Source organism: Streptomyces sp. NPDC052109 (assembly GCF_040680195.1).
Taxonomy (GTDB): domain Bacteria; phylum Actinomycetota; class Actinomycetes; order Streptomycetales; family Streptomycetaceae; genus Streptomyces.
Genome location: NZ_JBFAWF010000027.1, coordinates 1 through 16,553, shown reverse-complemented (window position 1 = coordinate 16,553; position 16,553 = coordinate 1). Strand labels below are relative to the sequence as shown.

Genomic DNA, 16,553 nt, shown 5'->3' with positions numbered 1-16,553 from the left:
ATGACCAACGACGAAAAGCTGCTCTCCTACCTCAAGCGGGTCTCCGCCGACCTGGCCCAGACCCGTCAGCGGCTGCGCGAGGTGGAGACCCAGGACCGGGAACCCATCGCCATCGTCGGGATGAGCTGCCGCTTCCCCGGCGGCGTGACCACGCCGGAGGGGTTCTGGCGGCTCGTCCAGGACGGCACCGACGCCATCGGTGACTTCCCCGGCGACCGGGGCTGGGACGTCGAAGCGCTCTACGACCCCGACCCGGACGCCACCGGCAGGACCTATGTCAAGCGCGGCGGTTTCCTGGCCGACGCGGCCGGGTTCGAGCCGGACTTCTTCGGCATCAGCCCCCGCGAGGCGGTCGCGATGGACCCCCAGCAGCGGCTGCTGCTGGAGGTGTCGTGGGAGGCCCTGGAGCGGGCCCGGATCGCCCCCGACTCCGCGCACGGCGCCCGGATCGGGGTGTTCGCCGGCACCAACGGCCAGGACTACAAGGACCTGTTGGCGAAAATGCCCGAGGACAGCGAGGCGGCGCTCGGCACCGGCGTGCTGGCCGCCGTGATCTCCGGCCGCATCTCCTACACCCTGGGCCTGGAGGGCCCGGCCGTCACCATCGACACCGCCTGCTCCTCCGCGCTCGTCGCGGTGCACCTCGCCGTACAGGCGCTGCGCACCAAGGAGTGCACCCTCGCCCTGGCGGGCGGCGCCACCGTGATGTCCACGCCGGGCAACTTCATCGCCTTCTCCCGGCAGCGCGGCCTCGCCCTGGACGGCCGCTGCAAGTCCTTCGCGGACGCGGCGGACGGCACCGGCTGGAGCGAGGGCGCCGGCATGCTGGTGCTGGAACGGCTCAGCGACGCCCGCCGCAACGGCCACGAGGTGCTGGCCGTCGTCCGTGGCTCCGCCGTCAACCAGGACGGCGCCTCCAACGGCCTGACCGCGCCCAACGGCCCGTCCCAGCAGCGCGTCATCCGCGCCGCGCTGACCGGCGCACAGCTCGGCCCGGCCGACGTGGACCTGCTGGAGGCGCACGGCACCGGCACCACGCTGGGCGACCCGATCGAGGCCCAGGCCCTGCTCGCCACCTACGGCCAGGACCGGCCCGCGGACGCCCCGCTGTGGCTCGGCTCGGTGAAGTCCAACATCGGGCACACCCAGGCTGCGGCCGGCGTCGCCGGCATCATCAAGGCGGTCATGGCGATACGGAACCGGGTCCTGCCCAAGTCACTGTTCGCCGAGGAACCCTCCACCAAGGTCGACTGGAGCCAGGGCCAGGTCCGGCTGCTGACCGAGAACCGGCCCTGGACGGACCCCGGCCGCCCGCGCCGGGCCGCCGTCTCCTCCTTCGGCGCCAGCGGCACCAACGCGCACACCATCCTGGAGGAGGCGCCTTCCGAAGAACCGGCGGAAGCCGGGCCTCGTACGGCGCCGCCACTGGTGCCGTGGGTGCTGTCCGGGCGGACCGAACGTGCCCTGCGCGAGCAGGCCGCCCGCCTGGTGGCCACCGCCGGCGAGCCGGACCCGGTGGACGTCGCGCACTCCCTGGCCGCCACCCGCACCGCCCACCAGTACCGCGCCGTGGTCCTCGGCACCGACCGCGACGCGCTCATGGCGGCGACGGCCCGCGTCGCCGAGGGCGGTCAGGGCGCCGCCTACGGCCGTGTCCGCAAGGGACAGACCGCCTTCCTGTTCACCGGGCAGGGTGCGCAGCGCGCCGGCATGGGCCGCGAACTGTACGCGCACTTCCCGGTGTTCGCCCGTGCCGTCGACGAGATATGCGCGCTGTTCGGCGACGACCTGCGCGAGGTGATGTTCGGCGACGACCCCGAGCCGCTGAACCGGACCGCCCGCACCCAGACCGCGCTGTTCGCCTTCGAGGTCGCGCTGTACCGGCTGGTGGAGTCCTGGGGCCTCACCCCCGACTACCTGGCCGGCCACTCCATCGGCGAGATCTCCGCCGCCCATGTCGCGGGCGTCCTGGACCTGAAGGACGCGACCACGCTGGTGGCCGCGCGCGGCCGGCTCATGCAGGCGCTGCCCGAGGGCGGCGCGATGATCGCCGTACGCGCCGGCGAGGACGAGGTCCGCCCGCTGCTCACCGAGCGGGTCGGCATCGCCGCCGTCAACGGCCCCGACTCCCTGGTCCTCTCGGGCGATGCCGACGAGGCCGAGGCGGTCGCCGCGCGCTTCGACAGGAGCCGGCGCCTGAAGGTGTCGCACGCCTTCCACTCGCCGCTGATGGAGCCGATGCTGACCGATTTCCGGGCGGTCGTGGAGTCCCTGACCTTCCACCGGGCCACCGTCCCGGTGGTCTCCAACGTCACCGGCGCCCTCGCCCCGCAGGACCTCGCCACGCCCGGCTACTGGGTACGCCACGTGCGCGAGGCGGTCCGCTTCCACGACGGGATGCGCTCCCTCGGTGCCGCGGGCGTCACCCGCTTCCTCGAACTCGGCCCCGACGCCGTGCTGACGGCCATGGCCCGCGAGTGCCTGGCCGCCGACGGCACGGACACCGACGCCGTGCTCGCCGCCGCCACCCGCCGCGACCGCGACGAGACCGAGACCCTCCTCACCGCCGTGGCACAGATGTACGCCGGTGGGGCCGCGGTGGACTGGACCGCACTCTTCACCGGCGCCCGCACCGTCGACCTGCCCACCACCGCCTTCCAGCGCGAACGGTTCTGGCCCGAGACGGCCGCACCGGTCGGCGACGTCGGCTCCGCCGGCCTGGACTCCGCCGACCACCCGCTGCTCGGCGCGGCCACCGTGCTCGCCGACTCCGACGGCGCCGTGCTCACCGGCCGGCTGGCGGTGCGCACCCACCCCTGGCTCGCCGACCACGTCGTCGGCGGCTCGGTCGTCGTCCCCGGCACCGCATTGGTCGAGCTGGCCGTCCGCGCCGGCGACCAGGTCGGCTGCGGCCGCCTGGAGGAACTAGCCCTGGAAGTACCGCTGGTGCTGCCCCCGGACGACGGCGTACGCGTCCAGGTCGCCGTCGGGGCACCGGACGCGTCCGGCGCCCGTACCGTGCACGTGTACGCCCGCGCCGAGGCCCTGCCCGCAGACGAGCCCTGGACCCTGCACGCCTCCGGCCTCCTCGCCGTCGCCACCGACGCCCCGGGCACCCGCCTGGACGTCTGGCCCCCGGCGGACGCCGAACCTCTCGACACCGCCGGCCTGTACGAGCGGCACGCCGCCGCCGGTCTGGAGTACGGCCCCGTCTTCCAGGCGCTGACAGCGGCCTGGCGGCGGGGCGACGAGGTCTTCGCCGAGGTGCGGCTGTCCGAGCGGTCCGCCGCCGAAGCGCCCCGCTTCGGCCTGCACCCGGCCGCCTTCGACGCGGCCCTGCACTCGCTCGCCCTGCTCGGCGACGGATCCGCCGACGACACGGCCCGGCTGCCCTTCATGTTCGCGGGCGTCACCCTGCACGCGGTCGGCGCCTCCGTGCTGCGCGCCCGGCTGGTACCCACCGGGCCGCACGCCTTCGCCGTCGACCTGGCCGACGCCACCGGAGCGCCCGTCGCCACGGTCACCTCGCTCGCCTCCCGCCCGCTCACCCATCTGCGCGCCGCCCGCGACACGACCGCCGACGCCCTGTTCGCCCTCGACTGGCAGCCGGTACCCCTGCACAGCGACGCTCCGGACAGCGAGCACCGGGTGCTGTACAGCACTCCGGGGACGGACGCCGACGCCGTGCGGGAGGCGCTGCACCGGGCGCTCGCGGCACTCCAGGACGACGACCCCCGCCCGCTGGCCGTCGTCACCCACGGCGCGGTGGGCGTCGTCGCCGGGGAGGACGTGCCCGACCTGGCCGGGGCCGCCGTCTGGGGGCTGGTACGGTCCGCGCAGTCGGAGAACCCCGACCGGTTCGTGCTGCTCGACCTCGAACCGGGCACGGACGCCGGCCCCGTCCTGCCCGCCGTCCTCGCCTCCGGCGAACCGCAGATCGCCCTGCGCTCCGGCACCGCCCGTGCGGCCCGGCTCGTGCGGGCCGACGTACCGGGAGAATCAGCTGAGCTGATCCTCGATCCCGGCGGAACCGTGCTGCTGACCGGCGCCACCGGCGGCATCGGCCCGGTGCTCGCCCGCCACCTGGTCACCGCGCACGGCGTCCGCCACCTCGCGCTGCTCAGCCGTTCGGGCGACTCGGGCGACCTGATCGCCGAACTCGCCGGCCTCGGCGCCACCGCGACCGCCCACGCCTGCGACGTCGCCGACCGGGAGGCCCTCGCCGCCGTCCTGGCCGGCATCCCGGCCGAGCACCCGCTCACCGCGGTCGTGCACGCCGCCGGCGTCCTGGACGACGGCGTCGTCTCCTCGCTCACCCCCGAGCGGATCGACTCGGTCCTCGCGCCGAAGGCGCTCGGCGCCCTCCACCTGCACGAACTGACCGCGAACGGCGCGGCGCTGGTGCTGTTCTCGTCCGTCGCCGGCACCGTCGGCGCCCCGGGCCAGGGCAACTACGCCGCCGCCAACGCCCTCCTGGACGCCCTCGCCGCCCACCGCCGCGCCCAGGGCGCGCCCGCGCTGTCGCTGGCCTGGGGGCCGTGGGCCCCGTCCGGCGGCATGACCAGCTCCCTCGACGAGGCCGACCGCGCCCGCATGGCGCGCGGCGGCATGACGGCCCTGTCCGCCGAGGAGGGCACCGCCCTGTTCGACCTGGCGGTGCGCGCCGGGCGTCCCGCCCTGGCACCGGTGCGGCTCAGCATGCCCGCGCTGCGCGCCCAGGGCAGTGGCCTCGCGCCGGTGTTCCGCGCACTGGCCGGCCGGGCGGTGCGCCGGGAGGCCGCCGCCGAGGGTGCCGACGCCACCTTCGCCGAGCGGATGGCCGCCCTCGGGGACGAGGAGCGCGCCGAGGCACTGCTGCACACTGTCCGCGCCCACGTCGCCGCCGTCCTCGGACACGCCGACCCGGACAGCGTGGAGACCGACCGGGCCTTCAAGGACCTCGGCTTCGACTCCCTCGCCGCCATCGAGCTGCGCAACTCCCTCTCCGCCGAGCTGGGCCAGCGCCTCGGCGCCACCCTCGTCTTCGACCACCCCTCACCCGAGGCGCTCGCCGGCCACCTCGGCACCCTGGTCGGCGGCGCGCGCGCCGGGGCCCGGCGCGGCCGTCGTACCGTCAAGGCCCGCGCGGACGAGCCGCTGGCGATCGTCGGTCTGGCGTGCCGCTACCCGGGCGACGTCCGCGGCCCCGAGGACCTGTGGCGGCTGGTCGCCGACGGCACCGACGCCATCACCCCGTTCCCGGCCAACCGGGGCTGGGACGTGGACCGTATCGTCGACCCCACCCGGCAGCGGCCCGACACCTCCTACGTCGGCGAGGGCGGATTCCTGCACGACGCGGGCGACTTCGACGCCGCGTTCTTCGGCATCAGCCCCAAGGAAGCCCTCGTCATGGACCCGCAGCAGCGGCTGCTGCTCGAGGTGTCCTGGCAGGCGCTGGAGAGCGCAGGCATCGACCCGCACAGTCTCAAGGGCAGCCGCACCGGCGTGTTCGCCGGCGTCCAGTACCACGACTACTTCGGCAGCTTCGGCTCCGGCAGCATCATCTCCGGACGCGTCGCCTACACGCTGGGCCTGGAAGGCCCCTCGCTGTCCGTCGACACCGCCTGCTCCTCCTCGCTGGTCGCACTGCACCTGGCCGCCCAGTCGCTGCGGCAGGGCGAGTCCAGCCTCGCCCTCGTCGGCGGCGTCGCCGTGATGGCCACTCCGGAGACGTTCATCGAGTTCAGCCGGCAGGGCGCGCTCGCCGCCGACGCCCGTACCCGCGCCTTCGCCGACGCGGCGGGTGGCACCGTGTGGGGCGAGGGCGTCGGCGTCATGGTGGTGGAACGGCTCTCCGACGCCCGCCGCAACGGCCATGACGTCCTCGCCGTCGTCCGCGGCACGGCCGTCAACCAGGACGGCGCCTCCAACGGCCTCACCGCCCCCAACGGCCCCGCCCAGGAACGCGTCATCCTCGAGGCCCTGGAGAACGCCCGCCTCACCACCGCCGACGTGGACATCGTGGAGGCCCACGGGACGGGGACGACGCTGGGTGACCCGATCGAGGCGCAGGCGCTGCTGGCCACCTACGGCCAGGAGCGGGACGAGCCGCTGTGGCTGGGTTCGGTCAAGTCCAACATCGGGCACACGCAGGCCGCCGCCGGTGTCGCCGGCGTCATCAAGATGGTCATGGCGATGCGGCACGGGGTGCTGCCGAAGACCCTGCACGTGGACGCGCCGTCCACGAAGGTCGACTGGGACGCCGGCCGGGTGCGCCTGCTGACGGAGCAGCGGAACTGGCCCGAGCCCGGTCGGCCCCGCCGGGCCGGTGTGTCCTCGTTCGGGATCAGCGGCACCAACGCCCACGTCATCCTCGAACAGGCACCGCCCGCCCCCGCCGAGCCGCAGCGCACCGGCCCCGCCGGCCTCGCCGTCCCGTGGCTGCTCACCGCCAGGACGCCCGCAGCGCTCGCCGGCCAGGCCGCCGCGCTCCTCGGCCACCTCGACACCCACCCCGGGCTCGATCCGTCCGACGTCGCCTGGTCGCTGGCCACGACCCGCGCCCGTTTCGCGCACCGGGCCGCGATCACCGGAGCCGACCCGGCCGAACTGCGCGGCGCCCTGGCCGCGCTGGCCGACGGCAGCACCGCCCGCAACCTCGTCCTGGGCACCGCGCCCGGCCGCGCCCGACCCGTGTTCGTCTTCCCCGGCCAGGGCTCCCAGTGGTCCGGCATGGCCACCGAACTCCTCGACGAATCCCCGGTGTTCGCGGCCCGCATGGCCGAGTGCGCCGCCGCCCTCGCGCCGTACACCGACTGGGACTTCCCCACGGAGCTGCGCGGCGATCTCGACCGTGTCGACGTCGTCCAGCCGCTGCTGTGGGCCGTCATGGTGTCCCTGGCGCACACGTGGAGCGCGTACGGCGTCACCCCGGCCGCCGTGATCGGCCACTCCCAGGGCGAGATCGCCGCCGCCTGCGCGGTCGGCGCGCTGTCCCTGGAGGACGGCGCCCGCGTCGTCGCGCTGCGCTCCCAGGCCATCGCCGAGCTGCTCTCCGGCTCGGGCGGCATGATGTCCGTAGGCGAGGGCGCCGACGCGGTCCGCGCCCGCCTCAAGGCCTGGGACGGCCGGCTGTCGGTCGCCGCCGTCAACGGCGCGGCCTCCACGGTGGTGTCCGGAGACCGCGACGCACTCGACGAACTCCTCGCCCTGCTGCGCAAGGAGAAGGTCCGCGCCAAACGCCTGCCCGTGGACTACGCTTCCCACAGCGCCCACGTCGAGCCGCTCCGCGAGCGCCTCGCCCGGGTTCTCGCCGGGATCGAACCGCGCGCCACCCAGGTGCCGTTCTACTCGACCGTCACCGGCGGCCCGATCGACACCACGGAACTGAACGCCGGGTACTGGTACACCAACCTGCGCGGAACGGTGCTCTTCGAGCAAGCGGTGCGCGCGGCCGTCGCCGACGGCCACCAGCTGTTCGTCGAGTCCAGCCCGCACCCCGTGCTGACCGTCGGCATCCAGGAGACCGACGACGCCGTGGCCGCCGTGGGCTCCCTGCGCCGCGACGAAGGCGGCCGGGACCGGCTGCTGACCGCCCTGGGCGAGGCGTTCACCCAGGGGGCCGGCGTCGACTGGGCGGCCGTCGCCGAGGGCCGCCGGCCGCGCCGCGTCCCGCTGCCCGGCTACGCCTTCCAGCGCGAGTGGTACTGGCTCGACAGCACCGCGAGCGCAGCCGACGTCACCTCCGCCGGGCTCGCCCCCACCGACCACGCCCTGCTCGGCGCCGCGATGGTTCGGGCCGACAGCGAGGGTGCCGTCCTCACCGGACGGCTCTCTCCGGCCATCCAGCCCTGGCTGGAGGACCACCGCGTCGGCGGTCGGCTGCTCTTCCCCGGCACCGGTCACCTGGAGCTCGCCCTGCGGGCCGGCGACCAGGTCGGCTGCGGCGACATCGCGGAACTCACCCTGCACGCCCCGCTGGTCCTGCCCGACCACGGCGCCGTCCAGCTGCAGGTCGTCGTCGGCGCGCCCGAGGGCGACACTCGACCGGTGTCGATCTGGTCGCGTCCGGAGAGCACCGACGAGGAACTGCCCTGGACCCGGCACGCCGACGGCCTGCTCGCCCCGCCCGGCACCCTCCCGGCCGACGCCGAGGCCGACACCCTCACCGCCTGGCCCCCGCAGGACGCGGAAGCCATCGGCCTCGACGGTCTCTACGACGAACTGGCCGGCCTCGGCCTCGGCTACGGGCCGCTGTTCCGGGGGCTGCGCACGGCCTGGCGCACCGAGGACGGACTGTACGCCGAGGTCGCAACCGACGCCGCACCCGACGGCTTCGGGCTGCACCCCGCTCTGTCGGACGCCGCCCTGCACACCGTCGGCCTCACCGACGCCGCGGGCGACGAGGCACTGCTGCCCTTCGCCTGGTCCGGGGTACGGCTGTACGCCACCGGAGCGACCGCCCTGCGCGTCCGCGTCCGGACCACCGGCGAGGGCACCGTCTCCCTCACCCTCGCCGATCCCACCGGCGCGCCCGTCGCCTCGGTCGACTCGCTCACCCTGCGACCGCTGCGCACCGAAGCGCTGCGGGCAGCGGCCCGCACCGCCCGGGCGGGCGCGCTGTACCGGGTCGACTGGGTGCCCGCCGCGCCGGCCGCGGCGAGCGCTCCGGCACCGGAGGTGGTGCGTGCCCCGGCCGGGGTGAGCGCCGCCGAGACCCGGGCGGCCGTCGACACGGTCCTCGACGAGCTGCGCACCCGGCTCGTGGACGGCGACCGCACCCTGGTGGTCGTCGCCGGGAGCGATCCGGCGGGAGCCGCGGCCGGCGGCCTGGTCCGCTCGGCCCAGTCGGAGAACCCCGGCCGACTCGTGCTCGTCGAGGCCGAACAGGACCTGGACGCCGAGCAGGTCGCCGAGGCCGTGGCCACGGGCGAGCCGCATGTGGCGTTCCGGGACGGCGCCTGGACCGCACCCCGCCTGGCCCGCGTCACCAGGGAGGAGCCGGAGGACGCCACCGGTGCCGGCCTGGGCACCGGCACCGTCCTGCTCACCGGCGCCACCGGCGCCCTCGGCCGGATCCTCGCCCGCCACCTGGTCGCCGAGCGCGACGTGCGCCACCTGCTGCTGCTCAGCCGCAGTGGCGCCACCGGCGACCTCGTCGCCGAACTCACCGGGCTGGGCGCCGAGGTGACGAGCGTCGCCTGCGACGTCGCCGACCGGGCCGCGCTCGCCGCCGTCCTGGACGCCGTACCGGGCGACCGGCCGCTGACCGCCGTGATCCACGCGGCCGGCGTCCTCGCCGACGGCGTGCTCACCTCCCTGACCCCGGAGCGCATCGACACGGTGTTCCGGCCGAAGGTCGACGCCGCCTGGAACCTGCACGAACTCACCGCGGACCTGGACCTGTCGGCGTTCGTGCTGTTCTCCTCGTCGGCCGCCGCGCTCGGCTCGCCGGGCCAGGCCAACTACGCCGCCGCCAACGCCTACCTCGACGCGCTCGCCGTGCACCGCCGGGCCCTCGGGCTGCCCGCGCACTCCCTGGCCTGGGGTCTGTGGGCGCAGGCCGGCGGCATGACAGGCACCCTCGACGAGACGGACCTCACGCGCATCGCCCGCGGTGGTGTCGCTCCCCTCGAGACCGCGGAAGGCGTCGCCCTCTTCGACGCGGCCCTGTGCGGCGACGAGCCCGCCGTGCTGCCCGTCAAGCTGGACCTGGCCTCCCTCCGGGCCCAGGGGGAGGGCCTGGCCCCGCTGTTCCGCGCCCTCGTACCCGTGCGCCGGGCCGGTGCGGCCACCGGGCAGGGCGCGGCCGGCGGCGCCGACGCGCTGCGGGAGCGGCTCGCCGGGCTGCTGGAGACGGAGCGCGAGCCGTTCCTCACCGAACTCGTGCGGAGCCATGTCGCGACCATCCTCGGCTACCGCTCCGCCCAGGACGTCGGCCGCACCCTGGCCTTCCGGGAACTCGGCTTCGACTCGCTGGCCGCCGTGGAACTGCGCAACCGGCTCACCGCGGCGACCGGCCTGAGGCTGCCCGCCACCCTGGTGTTCGACCACCCCACCCCCGCGGAACTCGCCCGCCACCTGCTCGGGGAACTCACCGGCACCCTGGCCCAGGCGGCCACCCGCACCGGGACCAGGGGCGCCGCCGCCGACGAGCCGATCGCCGTCATCGGCATGGCCTGCCGCTTCCCCGGCGGCGTCGCCTCGCCGGAGGACCTGTGGCGGCTGGTGGCCGACGGCCGGGACGCCGTCGGGGAGTTCCCGGCCGACCGTGGCTGGGACGTCGACAACCTCTACGACCCGACCCTGGACCGGCCCGGCACCAGCTACACCCGGCACGGTGCCTTCCTGTACGACGCCGCCGACTTCGACCCGGCGTTCTTCGCCATGGACGACGAGGAGGCCGAGGTCACCGACCCCCAGCAGCGGCTACTGCTGGAGACGTCCTGGGAGGCCCTGGAGCGCGCCTCCATCGACCCCGCCGGGCTGCGTGGCTCCGACACCGGCGTGTTCGCCGGCGTGATGTACCACGACTACTTCGGCAGCTTCGGATCCGGCAGTGTGGTCTCCGGGCGGGTCGCCTACACCCTGGGCCTGGAGGGGCCGACGCTCTCCGTCGACACCGCCTGCTCCTCGTCGCTGGTGGCGCTGCACCTGGCCGCCCAGTCGCTGCGCCAGGGCGACTGTTCGCTGGCGCTGGCCGGGGGAGTGACCGTCATGGCGACCCCGGGCACCTTCGTGGAGTTCAGCCGGCACCGGGGGCTGTCCCGGGACGGCCGCTGCAAGCCCTTCGCGGACGCCGCCGACGGCACCGGCTTCGGCGAGGGCGCCGGCGTCCTGCTGCTGGAGCGGCTCTCCGACGCGCGCCGCAACGGCCACAAGGTCCTCGCGGTGCTGCGCGGTACCGCCGTCAACCAGGACGGCGCCTCCAACGGCATCAGCGCACCCAACGGCCCCGCCCAGCAGCGGGTCATCCGCCGCGCCCTGCAGGCGGCCGGCGTGGAGGCGGCCGAGGTCGACGTCGTCGAGGCGCACGGCACCGGCACCACCCTCGGCGACCCCATCGAGGCCCAGGCGCTGATCGCCACCTACGGCGCCGAGCACACCGAGGACCATCCGCTGTGGCTCGGCTCGGTCAAGTCCAACATCGGGCACACTCAGGCCGCCGCCGGTGTCGCCGGTGTCATCAAGATGGTCGAGGCCATCCGCAACGAGACCCTGCCGGCCAGCCTCGGCGTCGACCGGCCCTCCCGGCACGTGGAGTGGGAGGGCGGCAACGTCCGGCTGCTCACCGAGAACCGCCCCTGGCCCGACCCCGGCCGCCCGCGCCGCGCCGGCGTCTCCTCCTTCGGCATCTCCGGCACCAACGCCCACGTGATCGTCGAGGCCGCGCCCACCGCGGAGCCCGCTCGGGAACCGGACGGCCCGCGGACCGACACCGTGCCGTGGCTGCTCTCCGGCCACACCCCGGACGCCCTGCGTGCTCAAGCCGCCCGGCTGCTGGACCACCTGTCCGCCGTCCCGGACGCCGACCCGCACCGCCTCGCCGGCGCCCTCGCCCACGCCCGCACCCGGCTCGGCCACCGCGCCGCCGTCCTCGGCCGCACCCGCGACGAACTGAGCGCAGGGGTAAGGGCGTTGGCGGAGGGCCGCACGCTGCGGACCGGTGTCCTCGGCACCGCCACCGATGGCCGGCTCGCCTTCCTCTTCTCCGGCCAGGGCTCGCAACTGCCCGGCATGGGGACTCGCCTCGCGACGGCGTTCCCCGCCTTCGCCGCCGCCTTCGACGAGGTGCGGGCCGAGCTGGATCCGCTGCTGGACCGGCCGCTCACCGACGTCCTGGACTCCGCGGAACGGCTGGAGCGCACCGAGTACACCCAACCCGCGCTGTTCGCCGTGGAAGTGGCCCTCCACCGGCTGCTGGAGTCGTTCGGCGTCCGGCCCGACCTGATCGCCGGACACTCCGTCGGCGAGTTCGCCGCCGCCCATGTCGCGGGCGTGCTCGACCTGAAGGCCGCCTGCACCCTCGTCGCCGCCCGGGGACGCCTGATGCAGGCCCTGCCCGAGGGCGGCGCGATGATCGCCGTACGCGCCACCGAGGACGAGGTCGCCCCGTTGCTCGGCGACGGCGTGGGCATCGCCGCCGTCAACGGCCCCACGTCCGTGGTCGTCTCCGGCCCCGCCGGACCGGCCCGCGCCCTGGCCGCACGCTTCGAGCGCACCAAGGAGCTGGCCGTCAGCCACGCCTTCCACTCGGCCCTGATGGAGCCGATGCTGGAGGAGTTCCGCGAGGTCGCCGCATCGCTGTCGTACGGCACCCTGCGCATCCCGCTGGTGTCCACCCTCACCGGCGCCCCGGCCGCCGCCGACGAGCTGTCCACGCCCGACTACTGGGTGCGGCACGCCCGCGAAGCCGTGCGTTTCGCCGACGCCGTCACCGCCCTGCGCGAGGCGGGCGTACGGCACTTCGCCGAGGTCGGCCCGGGCAGCGCGCTGACCGCCGCGGCCGGCGAGTGCCTGCCCGACGGGACGCCCGTCGTACCGCTGCTGCGCAAGGACCGCGAGGAGACCGAGGCCCTGCTCAGCGGGCTCGCCGCCCTGCACGTGCACGGCGGCGCCGTCGACTGGACCGACCTGCTGCCCCACCGCGACGGCTCGGGCCTGCCGACGTACGCCTTCCAGCGCAGCCGTTACTGGGTCACCGGCGACCTCGGCCTGCCGCGCCGGGCCGCCGACCATCCGCTGCTCGGCACCGCCGTCGACCTCGCCGGCGCCGACGGCACCCTGTACACCGGCCGCCTCTCCCTCGCCGACCAGCCGTGGCTGGCCGACCACAGCGTCGGCGGGGTGCCGCTGCTCCCCGGCACCGCCTTCGTCGAGATGGCCCTCGCCGCCGGCGCCCGCGTCGACTGCGGGACGGTGGAGGAGCTGACCGTCGCCGAACCGCTGGCCCTGCCCGAGGGCGGTGCCGTACGCGTCCAGTGCACGGTCGGCGAGCCCGACGAGACCGGCGCCCGCGCCTTCCGCGTGTACGCCGCCTCGGCCGACGGCGACCCGTGGACCGCCCACGCCACCGGCGTACTGCGGCCCGCCGGGGAACGCCCCGTCCGCGACCTCGCCGCCTGGCCGCCGCCCGGTGCCGAACCGGTCGACCTGGACGGCGTCTACGAGCGGCTGGCGGGACTGGGCGCCGCCTACGGGCCGCGTTTCCAGGGGCTGCGGGCGGCCTGGCGGCGCGGCGAGGAGGCGTACGCCGAGGTCGCCGTGCCCACCGACGCCGCCGTGTTCGGACTGCACCCGGCGCTGTTCGACGCCGCCCTGCACACCATCGGGCTGCGTGCGGGAGCGGAGGAGCGCATGTCGCTTCCCTTCGCCTGGAGCGGAGTGGAGCTGTACACGAGCGGCGCGACCGCCCTGCGCGTGCGGATCGCGCCGGCGGGAACCGGGGCGGTACGCATCGAGGCCGCCGACGAGACCGGCCGGCCGGTGGCGAGGGTGGCGTCGCTGTCCCTGCGGGAAGTGGACCCGGAGCGGATCGCCGCTGCCGCCGCGGGCGGACACGACGACCTCTTCGGCCTGGAGTGGGCGCCCCTCTCCGTGCCCGCGGCCCCACAGGCCGGGCGGTGGACCGTGCTCGGCGCCGCCCGCGAGGAGCTGGCGGCCGCCCTGGCGGGCGAGGTGGCCCAGGTCGCCGTCGCCGCCGACCTCGCCGAGGCCGCCGCACAGGACCCCGACACCCTGCTGGTCGCGCATGCCGGGGGCGCCGGAGCGGAGGAGATCCGGGCCGGCGTGGGCGAGTTGCTCGTGCTGGTGCAGGACTGGCTGGCCGACGGCCGGTTCGCCGATTGCACCCTGGTGGTGGCGACATGCGGAGCGACCGGCCCCGGAGACGTCACCGACCCCGGCGCCGCCGCCGCGTGGGGCCTGATCCGCTCCGCCCAGTCCGAGCACCCCGACCGCCTGGTCCTCGCCGACCTGGACGACTCCGACGCCTCCCGGCGGCTGCTGCCCTCCGCCGTCGCCACCGGCGAGCCCCAACTGGTGCTGCGGGAGGGCGGATCGAGCGTGCCCCGGCTGGTGCGGGCGCCGCGCCTGGACGAACCCGCCCCGGCCGACTGGTCCGGCGGCGTCCTCGTCACCGGCGGCACCGGCGCCCTGGGCCGGCTGGTGGCGCGGCACCTGGTCACGGCGCACGGCGCCGAGCGGCTGGTGTTGCTCAGCCGAGGCGGACCCGAGGCACCCGGCGCGGCCGAGCTGCGCGAGGAACTGACCGGGCTCGGCGCGCAGGTGACAGTCGTCGCCGGTGACGCCGCCGACCGCGCCGCCCTCGCCCGGGTCCTGGACGACCACCCGGTCTCCGCGGTCGTCCACACGGCGGGCGTCCTCGCCGACGCCGTCCTGACCTCGCTCACGCCCGAGCGGCTGGACACCGTGCTGCGGCCGAAGCTGGACGCCGCCTGGCACCTGCACGAACTGACCCGCGAGCGCCCGCTGACGGCGTTCGTGCTGTTCTCCTCCGCGGCCGGGCTGCTCGGCAGCCCCGGCCAGTCCGGCTACGCCGCGGGCAACGCCTTCCTCGACGGCCTCGCCGCCCACCGCAGGTCGCTCGGACTGCCCGCGGTCTCGCTGGCCTGGGGAGCCTGGGCGGGCAGCGGGGGCATGGCCGACCGGCTCGGCGACACCGACGCCCGCCGCATGGCCTCCGGCGGCGTGCTCGCCCTCGACGCCGAGGCGGCGCTCGCCCTGTTCGACACGGGCGTGGGCCGCGCCGAACCGGTGCTGCTGCCGGCCCGCCTCGACCTCGCCCCGCGCGAGGCCACCCGTGTCGCCCCGCTGCTGCGCTCCCTGGTACGCACACCGCACCGGACCGGGCCCGGGGCGTCGGCCTTGTCGTCGGCGCTGCGCCGCGAACTGGCCGCGCTCGCACCCGAGGAACGGACCGAACGTCTACTGCGGCTGGTCCGCGACGAGACCCGGTCGGTGCTCGGCATCGAGGAGATCGACGACGAACTGCCCTTCAAGGACCTCGGGTTCGACTCGCTGACCGCCGTCGAGTTCCGCAACCGGCTCAACGAGGCCACCGGACTTCGGCTGACCGCCACGCTCGTCTTCGACCACCCCACGCCGGCCGCGCTCACCGACCACCTCGCCGCCGAGCTGGCCCCGCGCACCGGCGACGGGCCGCGCGACGAGGAGGACACCGTGCGGGCAGCGCTCGCCGGCATCCCGGTGGGGCGGCTCCGCGAGGCCGGCCTGCTGGACAGCCTGCTCGAACTGGCCGGACTGCGCCCCGCGCCCGAGCCGGCGGCCGCCGGACCCGGCCGCGCACCGATCGACACGATGGACGCCGAGAGCCTGATCAGCATGGCACTCGACGATCTCGTCGGGGACGACGACGCCCTGTGACGACGCCCTGCGACGGCGTCCCTGCGACAAGGAAGAGGACCATGGCCGAGTCCGAGAAGCCGGACACCAGGACGGTCGAGGCGCTGCGCGCCTCGCTGAAGGAGATCGAGCGGCTGCGGGAACGCAACCGCGCGCTGACCGCGGCGGCCCGGGAACCGGTCGCGATCGTCGGCATGGCCTGTCGCTACCCGGGCGGTGTCCGTTCCGCCGAGGACCTGTGGCGCCTGGTCGCCGACGGCCGCGAGGGCATCACCCCGTTCCCCGACGACCGCGGCTGGGACCCGGACCTGTACGACCCGACGCCCGGCGTGCCCGGACGCTCCTACACCCGGCAGGGCGGATTCCTGCACGACGCGGGCGACTTCGACGCCGCGTTCTTCGGTATCAGCCCGAACGAGGCCCTCGTCATGGACCCCCAGCAGCGCCTGCTGCTCGAAGGGTCCTGGGAGGCGCTCGAGAACGCCGGGATCGACCCCGTGTCCCTGCGCGGCAGCCGCACCGGTGTGTTCGCGGGTGTCATGTATCACGACTACTTCGGCAGTTTCGGATCCGGCAGCATCGTCTCAGGCCGGGTCGCGTACACACTCGGTCTGGAGGGCCCGACCCTCAGCGTCGACACGGCCTGCTCCTCGTCGCTCGTCACGCTGCACCTGGCCGCCCAGTCCCTGCGGCAGGGGGAGTGCACCCTGGCGCTGGCCGGGGGAGTGACGGTGATGGCCTCCCCGGGCACCTATGTGGAGTTCAGCCGGCAGGGCGCCCTCTCCCCGGACGGGCGCTGCCGCTCCTTCGCCGACGACGCCACCGGCACCGGCTTCTCCGAAGGGCTGGGGGTACTCGTGCTGGAGCGGTTGTCGGACGCGCGGGCGAACGGTCATCCGGTGCTGGCGGTTGTGCGTGGTTCCGCGGTCAATCAGGACGGTGCGTCCAACGGTCTGACCGCGCCGAACGGTCCGTCGCAGCAGCGGGTGATCCGGCAGGCGTTGGCGGCGGCGCGGTTGTCGGCGGCCGACGTGGACGTGGTGGAGGCGCATGGGACGGGTACGACGCTGGGTGATCCGATCGAGGCGCAGGCGCTGCTGGCGGCCTACGGTCAGGAGCGTGAGGTGCCGTTGTGGCTGGGGTCGGTCAAGTCGAACATCGGGCACACGCAGGCCGCTGCCGGTGTCGCG

Annotated in this window: 2 protein-coding genes; both read left to right on the top strand. The window is 75.5% G+C overall.

Annotation, left to right across the window (positions count from 1 at the left end; genetic code table 11):
- Positions 1-15,384 carry a type I polyketide synthase gene (locus AB0L59_RS35990; protein WP_365590921.1) on the top strand — a complete coding sequence of 5,128 codons (15,384 nt, stop codon included), beginning with the start codon at positions 1-3 and terminating at the stop codon, positions 15,382-15,384.
- A gap of 41 nt (positions 15,385-15,425) precedes the next feature.
- Positions 15,426-16,553 (top strand): beta-ketoacyl synthase N-terminal-like domain-containing protein (locus AB0L59_RS35985; RefSeq protein WP_365590920.1); only part of this gene is annotated, 1,128 nt, incomplete at its 3' end.

Excerpts from the sequence above, each read along its gene's own strand:
- AB0L59_RS35990 (WP_365590921.1), top strand. The coding sequence starts at position 1 with ATGACCAACGACGAAAAGCTGCTCTCCTACCTCAAGCGGGTCTCCGCC.